General features: G+C 36.5%; 16 protein-coding genes. 7 read left to right on the forward strand and 9 right to left on the reverse strand.

The features are described from left to right. Window positions 1-111 precede the first annotated feature (111 nt). Both AAG807_RS20910 and AAG807_RS20915 read left to right on the forward strand, forming a co-directional pair. Window positions 112-867, forward strand: coding sequence for an MBL fold metallo-hydrolase (locus AAG807_RS20910; protein WP_341908438.1), 756 nt, complete (start codon window positions 112-114; stop codon window positions 865-867). Window positions 868-908: 41 nt separating this feature from the next. Continuing rightward, window positions 909-2624 (forward strand): amidohydrolase, encoded by a 1716-nt coding sequence (locus AAG807_RS20915; RefSeq protein ID WP_341908440.1) that lies wholly within the window; start codon window positions 909-911, stop codon window positions 2622-2624. A gap of 68 nt (window positions 2625-2692) precedes the next feature. On the opposite strand, the gene AAG807_RS20920 is transcribed toward AAG807_RS20915, so the two are convergent. From AAG807_RS20920 to AAG807_RS20935, 4 genes are all read right to left on the reverse strand, one after another. Continuing rightward, window positions 2693-3856, reverse strand: a complete 1164-nt coding sequence (locus tag AAG807_RS20920) for a BamA/TamA family outer membrane protein (RefSeq protein WP_341908442.1) — start codon at window positions 3854-3856, stop codon at window positions 2693-2695. 82 nt (window positions 3857-3938) lie between these two features. Then, entirely contained in the window at window positions 3939-4688 is a 750-nt protein-coding gene (locus tag AAG807_RS20925) for a hypothetical protein (protein ID WP_341908444.1), read from the reverse strand. A 146-nt stretch (window positions 4689-4834) separates the two neighbouring features. Next, window positions 4835-5617, reverse strand: a complete 783-nt coding sequence (locus AAG807_RS20930; RefSeq protein WP_341908446.1) for a hypothetical protein — start codon at window positions 5615-5617, stop codon at window positions 4835-4837. Window positions 5618-6181: 564 nt separating this feature from the next. Then, window positions 6182-6796 (reverse strand): hypothetical protein, encoded by a 615-nt coding sequence (locus tag AAG807_RS20935; RefSeq protein WP_341908448.1) that lies wholly within the window; start codon window positions 6794-6796, stop codon window positions 6182-6184. A gap of 187 nt (window positions 6797-6983) precedes the next feature. On the opposite strand from AAG807_RS20935, the gene AAG807_RS20940 reads away from it, so the two are divergent. The 3 genes from AAG807_RS20940 to AAG807_RS20950 are packed head-to-tail and all read left to right on the forward strand — an operon-like array spanning window position 6984 to window position 10424. Next, window positions 6984-7775, forward strand: coding sequence for a hypothetical protein (locus AAG807_RS20940; RefSeq protein ID WP_341908450.1), 792 nt, complete (start codon window positions 6984-6986; stop codon window positions 7773-7775). Window positions 7776-7784: 9 nt separating this feature from the next. After that, complete coding sequence (locus AAG807_RS20945) at window positions 7785-8747, forward strand: transporter (protein ID WP_341908452.1); 963 nt, start codon at window positions 7785-7787, stop codon at window positions 8745-8747. A 12-nt stretch (window positions 8748-8759) separates the two neighbouring features. Then, a complete protein-coding gene (locus AAG807_RS20950; protein ID WP_341908454.1) occupies window positions 8760-10424 on the forward strand; it encodes a hypothetical protein in 1665 nt (554 codons plus the stop codon). A 104-nt stretch (window positions 10425-10528) separates the two neighbouring features. On the opposite strand, the gene AAG807_RS20955 is transcribed toward AAG807_RS20950, so the two are convergent. Genes AAG807_RS20955 through paaE form a run of 4 tightly spaced genes read right to left on the reverse strand, consistent with a single transcriptional unit; the run spans window position 10529 to window position 14276 of the window. Further along, complete coding sequence (locus tag AAG807_RS20955; protein WP_341908456.1) at window positions 10529-11458, reverse strand: tRNA-dihydrouridine synthase family protein; 930 nt, start codon at window positions 11456-11458, stop codon at window positions 10529-10531. 6 nt (window positions 11459-11464) lie between these two features. Further along, entirely contained in the window at window positions 11465-12136 is a 672-nt protein-coding gene (locus tag AAG807_RS20960) for an SDR family oxidoreductase (protein ID WP_341908457.1), read from the reverse strand. Next, window positions 12129-13202: a 2Fe-2S iron-sulfur cluster-binding protein gene (locus AAG807_RS20965; protein WP_341908459.1), complete on the reverse strand. Its 1074-nt coding sequence runs from the start codon at window positions 13200-13202 to the stop codon at window positions 12129-12131. The genes AAG807_RS20960 and AAG807_RS20965 overlap by 8 nt, the downstream gene beginning before the upstream one ends. A gap of 3 nt (window positions 13203-13205) precedes the next feature. After that, window positions 13206-14276, reverse strand: a complete 1071-nt coding sequence (gene paaE, locus AAG807_RS20970; RefSeq protein WP_341908461.1) for a 1,2-phenylacetyl-CoA epoxidase subunit PaaE — start codon at window positions 14274-14276, stop codon at window positions 13206-13208. A gap of 207 nt (window positions 14277-14483) precedes the next feature. On the opposite strand from paaE, the gene apaG reads away from it, so the two are divergent. After that, on the forward strand, window positions 14484-14876 hold the full coding sequence (gene apaG, locus AAG807_RS20975; protein WP_341908464.1) for a Co2+/Mg2+ efflux protein ApaG: 393 nt from the start codon (window positions 14484-14486) through the stop codon (window positions 14874-14876). On the opposite strand, the gene AAG807_RS20980 is transcribed toward apaG, so the two are convergent. Then, complete coding sequence (locus tag AAG807_RS20980) at window positions 14869-16134, reverse strand: tetratricopeptide repeat protein (protein WP_341908465.1); 1266 nt, start codon at window positions 16132-16134, stop codon at window positions 14869-14871. The two genes, apaG and AAG807_RS20980, sit on opposite strands and share 8 nt — an antisense overlap. A gap of 135 nt (window positions 16135-16269) precedes the next feature. On the opposite strand from AAG807_RS20980, the gene pruA reads away from it, so the two are divergent. Continuing rightward, a complete protein-coding gene (gene pruA / locus AAG807_RS20985) occupies window positions 16270-17898 on the forward strand; it encodes an L-glutamate gamma-semialdehyde dehydrogenase (RefSeq protein WP_341908467.1) in 1629 nt (542 codons plus the stop codon). Window positions 17899-18255: the final 357 nt, after the last annotated feature.

The following is an 18255-nucleotide window of genomic DNA, read 5'->3' on the forward strand; positions in this document are numbered from 1 at the left end:
TTAGCGCTGATGGTACTGCCCTTTTGAGGGTGGGAGAGTAAGTCGATGCCACTTTTAATAAGCCGTTCCCCAAAAAGGAACGGCTTTTTTGCGTTCAATAATCTCTGGTAGATGGATTTTACCAAGCTATTTCAATTAAAAACATTTAATATAACTACTTTTAGTACCATGAAATTTCACAAATTGAATGATGATTGCTCTTGGTTGTGGGAATTAAATGGTCTTAAAGTCATTTTAGACCCTTGGTTTACACCTTCTCAAATCGACGGTCATCGCTTGTTTAGTGAACAGTTTCATCAAACAAAACAACCCACCGTTTCAAGCCTGCCTAAAGTAGATTATTTGTTTATTTCCAATCCATTCACTGATCATTGCAATAAAGAGACCTTAATTCAATTCGATCCTTCAATTCCCCTTATTGCCAAAAAAAGCATTCTTAAAAAGATTGAAAAATGGAATCACTTTGAAAGCTTAATTCCATTACAAGATGCACCTTTTCATGTTAAGGAGTATAAACCGAGTCGTTTCTTAGATTTAGTACATAGCGCTTATTTATTTCATACAGAGGAGGGAAAGATACTATTTGCCCCACATGGTGCAAAAACAAAAGATATTCCGAAAGTAGATGTCTTATTTACTACCACAACTCGCTATCATTTGCCATTTTGGTTGGGGGGCACAGTAAATTTGGGAATCAAACAAGCCGAATGGCTTTATACGGAATGTGAAGCCAAATTATTTCTATCGACACATGATGAAAAAAAGATAGGGAAAGGTTTGGTAGAGAAGCTGGCGAAAAAGGAGTACGCAGATGACTCATCCTTGGTAACTTATCTTGCATCAGGTGATGAGATTTGTTACCTGTAGTTCAAATTTATATATACATTTGAAATAATAAATCGATCTCAATGAGAAAAGAAGCTATTTTCATCTTATGTTCCTTATTAATGATTGGCGGGTGTAATTACCCTTCGAAAAAGGAAACGGCAGATACCATTTACTATGGTGGGGATATCCTGACGATGGAAGGAAAATTGCCAACATATGTTGAAGCAGTTGCAATTAAAAGGGGAAAGATCATTTTTACAGGTTCTAAAAATGAGGCAGAACAATTTCAAAATGAGAAAACTGAAATACGTGACTTGAAAGGAAAGACATTAATTCCAGGTTTCATAGATGCACATAGCCATATTACAATGGGGGCAGATGCTCTTAACCAAGCCAATCTAAATCCTGCTCCCGTGGGAAATATTTCAAGTATAGCAGATATTATTGAAGCATTGAAAAATTTAAAAGAACGGTTAAATGCAAAAGATGGAGAATGGCTTGTTGGTTCCGGTTATGATCAGGATTTTCTTAAAGAAAAAAGGCATCCAACCAGCGATGATTTAGATGCTGCTTTTCCCTCAAATCCGGTTATTTTACTACATACATCCGGACATATGTTGGTAGCCAATAGTTTGGCGTTGGAATTGGCAGGTATTGATGCTAACACGGAGAATCCCGTTGGCGGTACAATCGTACGTAAAGCCGATGGATCTAATGAACCCAACGGCTTATGTCAGGAAATGGCAGCAATGGCTTTTATGCCTTTTTTGTCTAAACCACTTCCAATGAATCAGGAGATCCGAAAAATGGTTCAGATTCAGGATTATTATGCGAGTTGTGGAATTACAACAGCAAATGACGGACTAAGCTCTTCTGATAAAATGAAAATTTTGGAGGCAACTGCTAAGAAGAAGAAATTCAAAATAGATGTGATTGCACTTCCGATGTTTTCATTAGCAAACGAACTGGTTGGAACGGGAAGATTGAAGTGGGGAGTTTATCAAAACAGATTGAAATATCAGGGACTAAAAATAACGGTAGATGGTTCTCCTCAGGGGAAAACTGCTTTCCTGACTAAAGCATACTTAACACCCGTTCCGGGTTGCAATCATGACTGTAAGGGCTTTGCGAATTTGACACAAGCTGATGTCAATCAATTATTTTTAAACTGTTATTCTAATAAAGTACAAGTTTTTTCTCATTGTAATGGTGATGCGGCAGTTGATATGATGATTCAGGCGCATCGATATGCTGAGAAGAAATTAGGAAAGAAGGACAAAGACAGACGAACAACAATTATTCATTCTCAAATTATGAGGCCGGATCAAATGATTCAATATAAGTCTGAGGGGTTGATCCCATCGTTTTTTACGAATCACACCTATTATTGGGGAGATGTCCATTTGGCTAACTTAGGTAGCGATCGTGCCTCCTATCTAAGTCCGATGAAAGCTGCGTTTGATTCAGGAATTCCATGCACGAATCATACGGATTATACTGTTACACCGATGGATCAGTTCTTTTTGCTTTGGACTTCCGTAAATCGAATCTCCAGAAATGGGAAAATTATCGGGAAAAATCAACGCATAACACCTTACCAAGGATTGCAAGCCCTGACTATTCATGCTGCATATCAATACTTTGAGGAGGATACCAAAGGATCCTTAAAAAAAGGAAAACTTGCGGATTTGGTTGTTTTGGATAAAAATCCGCTTAGGGTAAAAGCAACAGCAATTAAATCAATCCATGTTGTGGAAACAATCAAAAATGGAGTTTCGATTTATAAACGAAAATAAAAGGATTCCTCCAAAGTCCTTTATTAAAAGGAGGGATTCTACTGGATGAGAAAAACAGTTACTTGAAATTAAAACGATTCTCCAAAATTAAAATAGGTAGCACTCGATTCAAAGCCAAATCCGAAGTCAATTCTCAAATTTAGACCTGGTTGTAATTCGAACCTGTATCCGATCCCTACGGAAGGTAAAACTCTTGTGAATAAAGAGGATTTGACATCTTTTCCCATACAACCAATAGATGAAAACAAGATCATTCCATGTTTAGTCGCTTTATTTTTCCAATAAAATTTGTGGCGGTATTCTAATGTGAATGTATTGGTGCAGACATCTCTATACTTTCCAATTCGATAGCCTCTTAAATCGGCATCTGAACCTAAGGATGGCATTTCAGACCAGGGAATTTCTCCAAAATTGTATTGAAATTTATAAGCGAATGCAAAAACTCGGTATTTCTTAAATAGAGATAAATAATAGCGCAAATCAAATGCTGTAAGATTGTAATTGTTTTTACTCCCAAGGGATTTATTGTACACCGTAAAACGGGTCATTGCATACCATCCTTTTTTGGCATTTGGGGGATTATCTCTAGAATCATATGTAAAAATCAAACCCAAACCTAAACTATGATTTTTACTTCCACCAATAATGTAGGAAGAATCTTGAGCCATGTGGTGGTTGACTTTAATAGCTTTGGTATAATTAAAATTTAAATCGGGGCCAATGAATGCATTTGTTTTTCCCAATCTAAAAATGGGACGAATTGTTGCAGTAATCCATTCTCTTTTGAAGTTAGTTGAATCTGGAAATGGAGTGTGATAACCATTTTTAAAACCGACTCCAAAATAATGATCGGGCATTGATTTTCCTGCAAAAACAGCAAACACTCTTATTTTATCTTTTTTCCAATAGGTAGTTGAAGCAATTGCAAAACCGATAGAACCAGAAGTAGAGAAGTTTAACAAGGCAGTTGCAGTTGAACGAGGAATAATCGAGTCCAAACGGTCTGTTTTGAATGTAGCTAAAACTCCACCTCCAATAGTAAAACCATTTTCAGGAGAAAATCCGGGTCCTAAAAAAGGATCAATTAGAAAACCTCCATTTTGAATCGTTGAATCTCTTTTTTCTTTGTATCTCTTTGCATGAGATTTTATTTTCTCTATGAAGCTACTTTGAGCTTTACTTTGATTTATTGTAAAAAACAATAGAATCAATAAAAAATAGTTCTTTTTCAATTGAGTAAGTATTAAAAAGTTTCGATTGGAATTTCTGCGATTATTTCTTTATGCATGATATGTCTTATTATAGCGGTCATTACTATAAACGATATCCAATTTCTATTAAACTATTTGTTCGTGGACCAAAACCAAGCATAAAATTCATACTCCAATGGTTAATTGTTTTATTCATACCAAAAATTAAATTCCAATCTTTTGAGTTAAAAACAATACTATAATTTGTTGGAGTACCATTTGAATTAATAAAAGAACCTTTATTTGCTTGTCCTTTGTTTTGATACATTGTTGCTGCGAAGAAATTGGCGAAATTTGTCGAGTATCCAATCATAGGGAATGCAATAAATGCATCTTGACTTGATTTCAATTCTGACAAGAATGTTCGAGCAAAGGAAACATTGATATTAGTGAAGAAACGTTTGTAACCAAAAGCAATAACAATCCCTCCACCAAAAACACCACCGTTTATTTTTGCAATTTCTTTCCGCTCAATTGTTTTCAGATCCCCTGATGTAATTCCGGGAATGGGTGGCATGTTTATATTAATCAATAATTCAATATTATTAAAAGTAGTCACCTGACCTGCCATGCCATAAATATTTAGAAAAGGAAATAGCCATAAATCTCCTCGCAGCTGAGATGTAAAAGTGGTATTACTTATCTGTGAACCATTGATATCTATAAATTGTCCTTCAGTTGATACTTGAAAATCACCAATTGCAATTTGCTGAATATCCATTGCTTGCTCTTGAAAATACATACTTGCATTAATTCCAAAGGGCAATGGTAATTCTTGCCCACTGGCATTTGCCTTTTTAACCAACTTTTTCATCAGAGGAAAAATTCTTTCTTCAATTGTATCCTTCGATTGAGCGAGTACAATTACTTGAGAAAAAAGAAATGGGATTATTATGAAAACGACCTTTCTCATTATTATTTTATAATTGATTCCTATTTATGACATTGAAATACTGAGTTTTATGGCTTTATTATTTTTTTTAAATCAATAATTTCTTGATTCACTTTGGATAAATTGATTTCACCACTTCGAGAGCTATCTAAATCTACAATCGTTCCAATTGTAAATGCAACTGAAACGGCGAAGATGAGTGCTATAATGCGATCATAAATGGATCCACATTCTAGACCAAGTAATAAACCTGCAATGCAACAGAGGAAGAGTAACAGTGATAAGATTAATTCAGGAATTTTTGCTTTAATGGATACATTTCTCGAAGCACATATATCGGCCATTGTATTTAAGGATTCAATGATGGAAACGACATATATGGATTCATTTACTCTTTCCTTGTCATTTATTACAACATCAATAATGGATTGGCTAATTGCAGCTGATTTTTTAAATGATTTTTCTATTTTGGAAGGATTGCTGCCTACAGCAAAATAATTGATTCGTTCGTTTATATATTTTTCAAATAGAATGTTTGCTTTGATTTTTGTTTTCTCCGGTAATAAATGAATTCTTGAATACGCTGTTGAAATGGCATTAGCTTCATCGACTATTAGCTTTCTTCGATCATCAAACCTGGAATTCGCCAAATTAAAACTAAAGGCTAATAATAAACCGAATAGAGCAAGTAAGGTAGTATTTGTAGTACTATTAGTTGATTCGGTTAGAATCTTCTTTTTTAATAAAAACCGTTTTGAAGAACAACCTAGGTAATAGAAAACAAGTATGATTAGTATAACTAGCCAAAAGTATTCATTTGGAGATAAGTTCAATGTGAATAGAGGTTTCATATAAATGGATAATTAATCGTGAGTAATAATGCCTAGTTAGAGCGATTCAGATTCTCAATGCTGATCTAATTTATTGGGGAAATATTTCTTGAAGATTAAATAAAATGAGCCAATCACTAAAACGAGTAAACTTAAACCGATCACATTCATATAGTCAGTATGAGCTATATCCAAAATGATAACGTGTCTTAAAACAGAAATCAAGACGATTTCAAGAACTATTCTAGTATAAAGTGTATTGTCATGTTTGATGTAATAATAAATGCTCTCGAGTAATTCAATAAGAACCATTAATAATAATGCTCCGGCCATGAATTGCTGTATTACTATTAATATGAGTGTACCTTCTTTATGCAATAGCCCGTTACCAATCGCATTTAAAAAGTGTCGAATTATGGATCGAAAAACCACAAAAATATATTCTCCTACTGAATAAATTAGTAGAATCGATAATGTAATTAATATACAATAAAGAGCGTATTTCTTGATTCCATGAATATATTTTTTCATAAATGATCGAAATTTCGTAGTTATGTTTTCTCAAAACAGTTTGTTTTAAAGGTTTTACCAACCAATGTAATATCCAATGGAAGCTTGAAGTCCAAGTTGTATCATAGAGGAATGCGAATTGGTTCCAACTGAAACTCCTGACGAACCAAACCCAATCCCAAGTCCGATAGAGGAAATCGGAAGCATCAGTTGGCCGGAAAATTTCACATTCAACTTATCCGAAATATCAAATCGAACCCCAGCTTGTATTGTTACACTTGCCTTTACGCGGCTTGAAATTTTTGCCCGATCATAATAGTTGGTTACTCCGATACCTAAGCCTGCAAATGGGAATATTTTTCCACTACCTCCAACTTCAAAACTTCTGTTTCCGGTAAGGTGATATCTGCTAATACCAACGGAAACGTTAAGAGAAGTGTCTTTTTGGTAGCTATATACATCAACAGTTGTAAATTGTTGGAGATAACTGAATCCTATTTCAGTTACATTCTTAATTTGAAAATTGAAATTTCCACCAAATACGACACCGTCATCAAAACGAATATTATTAAAACCGTCATAGTATGTTGCATTAAAATTATACCCAATAACAGGCGCGATTTCTATGCGTTGTCCATAAGAATTGGTGAAAAACAAAATGAAAACAATAGGAAAGACACAATTTCTCATGTTCAATAAATTTAAAACAGTGGTAATTTTTAATCGGATTAACAGAATTTAACTATTAATCTTACTTTCAGTTAAAGTAAAAAAAAATAATTATTAAAAATGTTTTCCCTGTAAAATATTTGACAATTTAGTTTTCAAATCAAAATTTTATTTGTACTCTTGAAAGTAATACAGCTACATCACTGATATGGAGACATATAATAAACTGAAATTGTTATTAGTTGTTGAGATGATAGGCTCAATATTCTCTTGTTTTACAAATAGTGTATACGGTCAGGCAGATTCATTAGAGATTGAAAAAATAAGAACTGAATCAGGTGTTGACCCAACCCGGGTTAATTCTAGAGCAGGTTTTTCAGCAGCGTATTTTGATAAATCCAATAATCAGTCAGCGATTAGTACTAAATTTAATTTAGTACTTGGTGTAAATAGATGGAGTTTATCCATCAAACCGGAAATTCTGAGTATTCATAAAGGGGTTTCAGGAACTGGTTTTCAATCTTCAGTTTCTGATTTGAAATTTTCAATCCTGAATGCGTTCTATGTAAAAGGTAAGAATTCATTAGCCGGATCGATAGAATTAAATTTGCCAATTGGAAAACTGGGTTTTGGCAGCCAATATTTTTCGATAACGCCTGCAATTACTTACTCATATACAATCAGCCAGAGTTTGTTTTTAGCGATTCAGGAGCAATACTCATTTGCAATTGCTAAAGACAATATGTTCCCGGATCTATCAGTCTTAACCAATAGGGTGTTTTTAGCAAAGTTCACAAGATCAGGGATGTTCTATGTTATTGAACCCAGAACGATCATCGATTTTGGTAATCGAAATTTTGATTTGATTATTTCTCCTATCATAGGGAAATCTGTTGGTGCAGGTTTTAATATTATCGGATTAATGGAGATTCCAACTAAAAAATCTACCATAGACAATAGGGGAGTACTCTACCAAATTGGCTTTAATAAAAACTTTTAAAATCGTGAAATGACTATTAAGCTATTCAAAGTTTTTCTGTTCTCTTTTTTCGGAATAATCCCAACTGCAATAAATGCGCAAGGTCATTATAACGGAGGGAGCTTCAATACAAACGATTATTTTATTCCTCCTGTTTCAGGTTGGGTATTTTCTTTATATTATTCTTATTCAGATATGAATTATTATAATGGATCACACAAGAAAACAGATGTGATTGAAATAAGCCAAAACCCACCGCTATCTGTTGAACTAGGGCAATCTGTTAAAACACAGTCGATCATTCCGATGATCAGTTATTTTGGAAAGAAAAAAATATTAAAAGCAAACTGGGGAATATTGGCATTACCCATGCTAAATAATCCGAATGCAAATATTGCTTTGGATTTTTATTCGGGTCAAACATTAGCAGGAAGTAAAACAATAAGTTTAAAATCTTTTGGATTGGGAGACTGTTATTTACAGCCTATCTGGCTTACTTGGGGTAAAAACAAATTCTCTTCAACTTTTTCTTATGGGGCATGGATACCTGTCGGGAAACATAAATTAAATGATTCAGGAAATATTGGTTTAGGATACTGGTCTCATAATGTCAGATTAATGGGAAGATATAAGCCAAAAGAAAAAATAAGTGTAATCTCGGGAGTAACTTTTGAATTAAATAATAAACAAAAAGGGATCGATTTTATTGAATCGCCTCATCTAACTGTTGATTATGGAGGCAGCTACACTTTTGTTAAGGGGCATGAAATAGGTCTTTATGGTTATGGAACGTGGGGAATTGGTTCTGATCGCGGTGAAAAAGCATCCATCAATAATGATCAAATTTATGGACTTGGAGTTTATGGTTCATATTGGTTTATTCCCGGGAAATTAGGTGTTCTATCCAGGTTCACCTATAATTATGGCACAATGTATCGATTTGGAGGAGCATCCTTTCAAATAGGAGTCAATTTTTTATTGTTTAAAATTTAAAAACGCATCAAAATGAAAAAACAAAAATTAATTTTTCCCATGTTTTTTGGGCTTGTTTTGCTTGGCTCTTGCAAAAATGAGGATAAATCAACTGATTCCGATGAGAATAACCAAACTCAAACCTCAATGGACTATCCTCCTAAAAACCCCTTTTTATCTTCCGATATTTATGGTGTAACTCATATTAATTCCGGTCAAACCAATTGTGTGCCTTACAAAATTAATGAGGGAGAGTTTCAGGTTGATCTAAATAAATTGACTCCAATCTGGGGAGGACCAGTAAACAATGTTACATATGCATCAGTGAATGAAAACCATATGTGGTCTGTATCAACTGATCGCGTGGCGTTAATTGACAAATCAGGCGGCAATTGGAATAAAATTACGGATATTGATTTGCCGGGAGCTAAACGTTTAACAATTGATCAATTAAAAGCTATTTCAGATGTAGAATATACGTCGTTAGATTTTGCTGAAAAACACCTGAAAGAAATTTTGGGGCAGAATCCGGGATTAGTATTACCGGCCGGAGTTTATGCATTAGTGAGCTCTGAAGATTACGTATATGCAAATGCAGGAAATGTGGTTTCTGCGATTGGGCTGATTGATAAAAACACTCCCTCCAAAGGACTTGAGGTCAAGTATAAATTTGATGTTTCTACCTTAATTCCAGCCGCAGAAGTGGCTCCTGGTGTAAAAAAAATCAATATGGTGGGGATGAATATGACCTATGACGGGCATATTGTAATTGGAGCTGTAAACGGAATCGCAGTAATTGATAAACAATTGAAAGGTCCGGGGAAATTTTATGCCTTTAACGAGAATGAATTATGTACAAACTCCATGGCTATTGATGAAGATAATGGCATTTATGTTGCTACGGGAAGTAAAACTCCGAGAGGAGATGGAATGATGAGAAAATTAGTTTGGACTGGTAAAGAAATTTCAGATAAAGAAACAGATGGAGCTTGGATAAGTCCATACAATGGAGGTGATTGGCCTCCGGCGATTAAAGCAGGAACCGGTGCCGGTTCTACTCCAACTTTAATGGGTTTTGGAGATGATGAAGATAAATTGGTCTTGATAACAGATGGACAAAACAGAATGAATCTGGTTGCTTTTTGGAGAAATGAAATACCCAAATCACATCCACAAAAAAAAGGAACTAAATCTAGAAGAATTGCAGGAATGATTCCAATCAAAGCTGGTTTGCCTAAAGATAAACCTTGGATTCAATCCGAACAAACGATTGTTGTCAATGGATTGGGAGCTTTTCTGGTTAATAACCTTATTGATGAAGGACATCCTGATCGAATTATTGATGTGATGACTGTTGGTCCTGTTCATGCCGGTCCAAAAGGAATGGAGAGAGTGGAATGGGATACGGAAAAAAATGAGTTTCTTTCTGTTTGGACAAGAAATGATGTTGTTTCAATAAGTATGGTTCCACTTGTTACTAGCGGATCCAATATGGTGTTAGTAAATGGATATACTGCTAAAAAAGGGTGGGAGATCACTGGTTTAGATTGGTCTACAGGCAAAATCAGAACACATGTTGAATTTGGATTTACCAATAGAGGTAACGGTGCATATGCAATACTTCAATTGTTAGAAAATGGTGATTTATTGTTTAATTCGGTAATTGGACCATATCGAATTCCACTCAAGGGAAAATAAATAATCTTCTAAAGAGTCAGTAATTTTTAGTTAATACGATTGCTGACTCTTCTCTCTATTTTTCAATTCGACTCTCATTATTATTAAGTTCGGGATTTAATTCTTCAATTTATTTCAGAAATAAACCCATTGAAATCTTCTATTGATTTCGCTTTTTTCAGTTTGCGGTAGATTTGCTTTCCATCGGAAAGCCCTTCCGATAAATATTCCCAGTACGACTTCATCTTGCTTAATGCATACCCTCTATCCGGATTACATTCTAAAAGACTATTGGTAAGATATTCAGAAAACTGGTTCAATTTATTTCGATAAACTTCACCTGAATCGATTGTTCCAAACTTGATTTCCTCAAATAGACTTGGATTATTCATCGCCCCCCTTCCAATCATCCAGGATTGGATACCCGAAAACTTCTCATTCAGAAAATCAAATTCTTCTTTCGTTGTAATATCTCCATTGTATGTCAATGGATGTTTGGTTAATGAAATACATTCCATAAAACGTTCGTGATCGCATACACCATGATACAATTGCTTTGCATAACGCGCATGAATGATTATTTCTGTTAATGGATAGTCATTTAATCGGGGTAGGATCTCCAGGATCTCTGCCGTATTCTCCAATCCCATTCTCATTTTGATTCCTAAACCAATTTTGAGCTTTGGGAAGATAGCGTCAAATAGATTAAATATTTCGGAAGGTTTGTTCAATATACCGGCTCCCAGATTCCTGTTTGTCACCATCGGATAAGGACACCCCATATTCCAATTCAATTCGGAATATCCCAAACTCTCAATATAATCCGACATGATGAAAAATTCTTGTTCACTGCAAGCCATTAGTTGAGGAATGATATCAATCTGAGGATTGTTCTCGGGAAGAATATCGATTTTCGGAGCATTTTTAATAGTCCCGTCGTTATTCATTTTCAGATAAGGGGCATAGAATTTATCAACACCTTTGAATACAGCAATATGTGCATTTCGGAAATGATAATCGGTATATGTTTGCAAAGGCGCTAAAGATAGCTGCATGCGTATTTAAGGATTGGAAACACTCACAGGAATGATTTTCCCATGAAAGTATTTCCCGTTATTGAGTGTAAAATCAACAATGAATTCGGCAATTTCAGCTGGTTGGTGAGGAGCTTTATAACCTGGAAAGGCTTCTTCCATCATTTCTGTTTGAACAGCTCCTAAACACAGGCAATTGATGGCAATTCCCGAATCTTTGAATTCCTCGGCGAGTAATTCGGTCAGTGAAACCAATGCAGCTTTCGAAGTGGAATATGCTGCTAAACCCGGGAACTTTGAACTTCCTTGAAAGCCTCCAATCGATGAGATCATGACGATATGTCCGCCTGGCTTCATTTTTGGGATACAGATCTGGGTGATTTCCATGACAGATAGTACATTCACCTGATAGCAATTCTGAATATCTTCCCTTGATAATTCCAGGAAAGGTTTTACTTTGATAAAACCTGCATTGTGAATCAGATAATCGATCTGATCGATACCAGCAATCGCTTTTTCGAAATCAGATTTGATCGTTGGACTTAATAAATCCAGTTGGATAAGATGAATGTTATTTTCAGAGCCATTTTTGAGACTTCTTGCAAAGCCAAACGTTTCAAGATCTTTAGCTGCAAATTGAGCCACTAATTCTTTACCGATTCCCCTGCTTGCTCCGATTACCAGTACATTCTTAGACATCAAAATCCAATTTTAACACTTCACTTGTCGGATGTGCCTGACAGGTAAGAATATATCCTTCTTTCACTTCCTCATCCGTCAAAGCGTAATTGATAGTCATCTGAGCACTTCCTTCCAAAATCTTAGCTTTACATGTGCAGCAAACACCTCCTTTACAAGAATAAGGAACATCCATTCCGGATTGATCCAAAGCGTCCAAAATACTTTTTCCTTTTGTATCCAACTCAATGCGTTGAATTTCTCCATCGAGAATTGCACTAACTTGAGAAATGCCTTTAAATGTTCCAACTACAGTTGTTTCCTCCTGTTTCATTAAAACCGGAGTGGTGAATAATTCAAAATGGATCTTCTCTTTCGCAATTCCAAAAACATTCAAAACCTCCTGAATTCCAATAATCATTTCTTCCGGACCACAGATATAAAACCCATCTGCTCTCAAAAGCGATAATTCGGATTTAATCAATTCACTTACGTGATGTTTATCCAATCGCCCTTCCTGGTGACCTTCATTTTTTTCCTGACTGAAGAAAAAAGTGGAAGTAACATGGGGAAAGCTTTTAATCTCATCAAGGAAAAACGCCGTATCCATTTTCGAATTACCATAAATCAAGCGCATTTTTTGATCAGCACCTAATGATTTTGCAAAAGACATGAAAGGAGTAATTCCACTACCGGCTGCAAAACAGACAATGTTTGGAGCTTTTGGATCCAATTTGAAATTCCCTAAAGGAAAATCCAGTTCAATCTCATCTCCTGCTTTTAATTCGTTTACCAAATAATTTGAAACCAACCCTTTATCAATTGCCTTAACTGCAACAGCAAGATTCGGTTCATTTGGACCACTACAAATGGAATATGACCTGCTGTATTTAGTTCCATTCAAGGTTACGTGAACATTGATGTACTGTCCAGGCTCATAATTGAAATGTTCCTTTAAGTCAGCAGGAATTTCAAAATGGATACGACTTCCAACTGCTGTAATTCGCTCATTATTTGAAACTTTAACTATGCCGGAACGCGATTTTTTCGAACCGGAGTCTTTTTTGAATTTGGAAAATAAACCCATAACTTAATCGTCAAATGATACTGTTAACTTTTCTGAGGTAGGATGTGCCTGACACGTTAAGATGTAACCTGCTTCGACTTCATCTTTCTCAAGTGCATAATTGACATCCATCACTGCACTTCCTTCCAATATTTTTGCTTTACATGTACAACAAACACCTCCTTTACAAGCAAACGGCAAATCCGCACCGGCGGCATAACCTGCTTCCAAAATAGATGTTCCTGCAGTATTCAGATTCACCTCAATCCGATCTCCATCAAGAATGATCGTAACCTTAGCCAACACATCCTGATCTTGTGGGACAACGATTTTAGCTGCCGAACCCGCTGTTTTTGTTCCAAACAACTCAAAATGAATTTTATTTTCCGGAACTCCGGATTCCATCATCGCATTTTTCACTGCATGAATCATTTCTTCCGGACCACAGGAGTAAACGGCGTCAATATGTTCGCCTTTAAGCAAGGTACGACCGATCAACGCCACTTTATCCTTGTCGATACGACCTTTCTGCAATGGGTTCCCTAAGCTTTCGCGGCTCAGGACATGGATCAATTGAAAACGGTTGATGTATTTGTTCTTTAAAGCTTCCAGTTCTTCTCTAAAAATGATACTGGAAAAACCTTTATTACCATAAACCAATGTTACCGTACTCATCGGCTCATTGGTAAGGATTGTCTTTGCAATGGAGATAATAGGAGTTATTCCGCTACCCGCTGCAAAAAGCGCATAACTTTTTGTAGCAGAAATCTCCGGAATAACCTGGAAATGCCCGCTTGGAGTCATTACATCCAAAACTTCTCCAGTCTTCAGATCTGAAGTTGCCCAGGATGAAAAACGACCATCTTCGACACGCTTAACCGCAACACGCAATTCACCGTCTTGGGGTGTTGCACAAATTGAATAGGATCTTCTCAGCTCTTCCCCATCAATGATCTTACGAATCGTAATGTATTGACCTGAAACAAATTGGTAGTCATTTGTCAGTTCGGAAGGGATTTCAAAAGCAATTGAGACAGTGTCATCAGTTTCCTTTCGGACATCTTGAACAACTAAAGGATGAAACTTCGGAGTCATTTCGTGTTTTTTGAATACAAAAATAGAATTTAATTCGTCTTGAACAGTACATATTTCTAGTGACTTTCATCATTTCGATTCATTATTCGTTAATTTTTGGAATTCACTGTAAGTGTGATATTTGAGAAATTAGTTCAATAAAAAATGTGAAAAATTTGTCTACCTAGAATTTAGTTACTAACTTTCTTCGTCACAAGTCCAATAAATATGACACAGATAACCGCGCTTACGGAAGGAGTTTTGATTCGGGTTTCGACTCAGTTTCGGGCAGATGTTTCACAAACAACGGACTCAAGCTATTTCTTCAGCTATCGGATTGATATTGAAAATCAAAATCAATTCACTGTTCAATTGCTTCACCGCGATTGGTTCATTTTTGATTCCTTGAATCCAACGATCCATGTGAGTGGGGAAGGGGTTGTAGGCCAACAGCCTATTTTGGAATCAGGAGAATTGTACCAATATACAAGCGGCTGCGAATTAAAGTCAGAAATGGGTTCGATGCATGGTTTCTATACATTCAAGAATGTAGAAACCGGTCAGCTATTTAAAGTGGACATTCCTGTTTTCCAATTGAACTTCCCTGGCAAGCTTAATTAGGCATTTTCTTTATCTTATTCAGTTTCACAAGTAACAGAATCACAGTTACTGCTAAAGCAAATGTTACTATTAAAAGTAAGTAAACCTGAAAAGAAGATTCCTTTTTGATTTCCGCTGTTTTGAATTCTTCAAAGTCCGTTCTCCAAATTTCGTGTTGAAGGTTGGTCAGATCCTCGTCATCTGCACTTTGCTGCAGTTTCAGGTCACTTGAAATGGCTAATGCTTTTTCCAAATGCTTGGTGGATTCATCAAATTGTTTCATTTCCTTGTAGACCTGAGCCATTGCCAATAAACCATCTTTTTCTTCCTTTAATAACGAATTTCGTTTGGCAAGATCCGTTGACTTTTGATACCAGTAAAGTGCTTTGGAGTATTGCTCGATGTAAAAATGATAATCTCCCAAATTGTAAAGACTTTCAGAAATGGATTTCACATCATGCACCGATTCTCTCAAGGTTAGCGCCTTTTGAAAATGAAGTCGCGCATTTACGGTGTCTCCTTTTTCAAAGTAAATAATGGCCAGGTTGTTTAAAGCATGTGCTTTTGGAGAAGTCAGATTTGTTTTTTGAGCCATCTGGTAGGAAAGCTTGAAGAATTTTTCTGCCAGGGTCAAATTTTCAGAAACCCGGTAAATATCTCCCAGACGTGCATAAGCCGTACTTAATCCACGGTAATTCTTTGATTTGGTGGCTTTGGAAATGTAATCCTCATAGCTTTCAATTGCTAGTTTCTCTTTGTTTTGTAGCAAGTAAGCTTCAGCCAATGAGATGATTCCTTCCGTTTTATCGGGTGATTCGGTATTGTCCTTATTATAAGCGATGGCCTTTTTAGCCCACAGCATGGATGAATTTCCGTCTTCCAATTTTCGGTAACCGGATGCAATAATTCTGCAAACACGGCTCAATAGCGCCATATCTCCTCGCTCTTGTAAGGAAGGAAGAGTTGCCTTCGCCATGACGATCCCATCATTGATCCGACCATTCATCACATAGAATTCTGCAAGCGTGATTTTACCGAATTCGATAGCCGGTTGATAATGATTGTCTATCCCGTAAAAGAACAATGTTTCACCAACCATTCGAAGTGAATCGATGGATTCTGACTGATAGTAAAGACTGAGTTTTTTGGCTGCTTCGATTCGCTCGCTTTCACTGCCTTTGTTTAATTGCTCCCACTGTTTTTTGGAATCAATGGATTGCGAGAAACAGAAAGAATGGGTGAATAGGGCGAAAAGAATAATGGGGAATAGCGTCTTCATAGTGTGTTTAAATAACATAGTTCCCAAACATAAGAACAATCTTTTAAATTAACCATGGAAGTTCAATAATAGGAGATGAATCTGATACCTGAACTCAAAGCATTATTGTACATTTGTAGTGCAAAAATGTATACTATGTCAAACGCTTTATTTACGGTTCCAAAAGCAATTAATGAACCAGTGAAGGCTTATGCTCCGGGAACTTCCGAGCATACAGCTTTGATTTCTGAATATAAAAAACTCCTAAACCAGGATCCGATCGATGTGCCGATGTACATTGGCTCCGAATTGGTTAGAACGAATAATAAAAAACCGATGTCCCCTCCGCACGACCACAAAAAAGTGTTGGGGCATTTTAATTATGGTGATGCATCTCATGTTTCTGCGGCAATTGATGCTGCAATGAATGCACGTGAACAATGGGCAAACTTACCTTGGGAGCAACGTGCCGCAATCTTTTTAAAAGCAGCTGATTTATTAGCTGGACCGTTTAGAAATAGGATGAATGCAGCTACCATGTTGGGGCAATCCAAGAATGTAATGCAAGCTGAAATTGATGCTGCGTGTGAGTTGATCGATTTCTTCCGTTTCAATGTTCAATACATGACTCAGATTTATAAAGATCAACCGGAATCCTTGCCTGGAATGTGGAATAGATTGGAATACCGTCCGTTGGAAGGATTTGTTTTCGCACTTACACCGTTCAATTTCACTTCAATTGCTGCAAACTTATGTGCTGCTCCTGCAATGATGGGGAATGTGATTGTTTGGAAACCAGCTGAATCCCAAATGTATTCTGCACAAGTGATCATGGAAGTGTTCAGAGCTGCAGGTGTTCCGGATGGAGTTATCAATATGATTTCTGTTGATGGTCCGGTTGCGGGAGATGTGATCTTCAAAAGCAAACATCTGGCAGGTCTTCATTTCACAGGTTCTACCGGAGTGTTCCGTCATTTGTGGAAAGAAATTGGAAACAACATTGAAAATTACCGTGCATATCCAAGAATCGTTGGTGAAACAGGCGGGAAAGACTTCGTGATGGTTCACAAAAGCGCAAATGCTGCTGAAGTTGCAACTGCATTATCCAGAGGAGCATTTGAATTCCAGGGCCAAAAATGTTCTGCTGCTTCCCGTGCATATGTTCCATCGAATATTTGGGCAGATGTAAAAGAGATTTTGGTGAGTCAGGTGAAATCATTTAAAATGGGGTCTCCGGAAGATTCTTCCAACTTTATCAATGCCGTGATTGATGAACGTGCTTTCGATAAGATCGCTGGATTTATTGACTTTGCGAAGGCACAATCGGATGCGGAAATCATCGTGGGTGGTTCGTATGATAAATCGAAAGGATATTTCATCGACGCGACCGTCATCGTTACTACAAACCCGAAGTTCAGAACCTTGAGCGAAGAAATCTTCGGACCGGTATTGACAATTTATGTATATCCTGAAAACGAGTTTGAAGAAACATTGAAATTGCTGGATGAAACTTCTGAGTATGCGTTGACAGGATCAATCATTTCAAATGACCGTTATGCGATTCAGGTTGCTACAAAAGCTTTGGAGAATGCAGCAGGAAATTTCTATATCAATGACAAACCAACCGGAGCCGTCGTTGGTCAGCAGCCATTTGGTGGAGCAAGAGGTTCGGGTACGAATGATAAAGCCGGAGCAGCAATGAACTTGTTGCGTTGGGTTTCTGCAAGAACAATCAAGGAAACATTCGTTCCGCCAACAGATTATAAGTATCCGTTCTTAGGATAAGAAATAGTTATTGGATTAATGAGAAGGGTGTCGCGAGATGCCCTTTTTTGTTTTACCACATAGGTACATAAACATAGAGAATTGATGAAGTATAGTTATTGGAGAATCTCACAAACTTATCGGATGTTATTGATTTAACAAACCATTGGGATTCTGATACAAATCAAGATTACAAAACTATGTGTTCTATGTACCTCCTATGTTTGTCTCAGTTATTACTTTTATAGAAAAGTGAAAAGGAGCGAGAACACATATGTGCCTAAACAATCCTTGAGATATGTTCACACATAGATATCGTCTCCTCCTTTTTTATCTCTTAGAGTTTAAACAGAATGTAAGGAACTGAAGTTGATTTAG

This window comes from Fluviicola taffensis DSM 16823, from assembly GCF_943372375.1.
GTDB classification, from domain to species: Bacteria; Bacteroidota; Bacteroidia; order Flavobacteriales_D; family Crocinitomicaceae; genus Fluviicola; species Fluviicola taffensis_A.

Coding starts and splice junctions, on each gene's coding strand:
- AAG807_RS20980 (WP_341908465.1), bottom strand. CDS start 16,134: ATGAAGACGCTATTCCCCATTATTCTTTTCGCCCTATTCACCCATTCT.
- pruA (WP_341908467.1), top strand. CDS start 16,270: ATGTCAAACGCTTTATTTACGGTTCCAAAAGCAATTAATGAACCAGTG.
- AAG807_RS20955 (WP_341908456.1), bottom strand. CDS start 11,458: ATGCAGCTATCTTTAGCGCCTTTGCAAACATATACCGATTATCATTTC.
- AAG807_RS20960 (WP_341908457.1), bottom strand. CDS start 12,136: ATGTCTAAGAATGTACTGGTAATCGGAGCAAGCAGGGGAATCGGTAAA.
- AAG807_RS20940 (WP_341908450.1), top strand. CDS start 6,984: ATGGAGACATATAATAAACTGAAATTGTTATTAGTTGTTGAGATGATA.
- AAG807_RS20950 (WP_341908454.1), top strand. CDS start 8,760: ATGAAAAAACAAAAATTAATTTTTCCCATGTTTTTTGGGCTTGTTTTG.
- AAG807_RS20930 (WP_341908446.1), bottom strand. CDS start 5,617: ATGAAACCTCTATTCACATTGAACTTATCTCCAAATGAATACTTTTGG.
- AAG807_RS20945 (WP_341908452.1), top strand. CDS start 7,785: ATGACTATTAAGCTATTCAAAGTTTTTCTGTTCTCTTTTTTCGGAATA.
- AAG807_RS20925 (WP_341908444.1), bottom strand. CDS start 4,688: ATGAAAAAGTTGGTTAAAAAGGCAAATGCCAGTGGGCAAGAATTACCA.
- paaE (WP_341908461.1), bottom strand. CDS start 14,276: ATGACTCCGAAGTTTCATCCTTTAGTTGTTCAAGATGTCCGAAAGGAA.
- AAG807_RS20915 (WP_341908440.1), top strand. CDS start 909: ATGAGAAAAGAAGCTATTTTCATCTTATGTTCCTTATTAATGATTGGC.
- AAG807_RS20910 (WP_341908438.1), top strand. CDS start 112: ATGGATTTTACCAAGCTATTTCAATTAAAAACATTTAATATAACTACT.
- AAG807_RS20935 (WP_341908448.1), bottom strand. CDS start 6,796: ATGAGAAATTGTGTCTTTCCTATTGTTTTCATTTTGTTTTTCACCAAT.
- apaG (WP_341908464.1), top strand. CDS start 14,484: ATGACACAGATAACCGCGCTTACGGAAGGAGTTTTGATTCGGGTTTCG.
- AAG807_RS20965 (WP_341908459.1), bottom strand. CDS start 13,202: ATGGGTTTATTTTCCAAATTCAAAAAAGACTCCGGTTCGAAAAAATCG.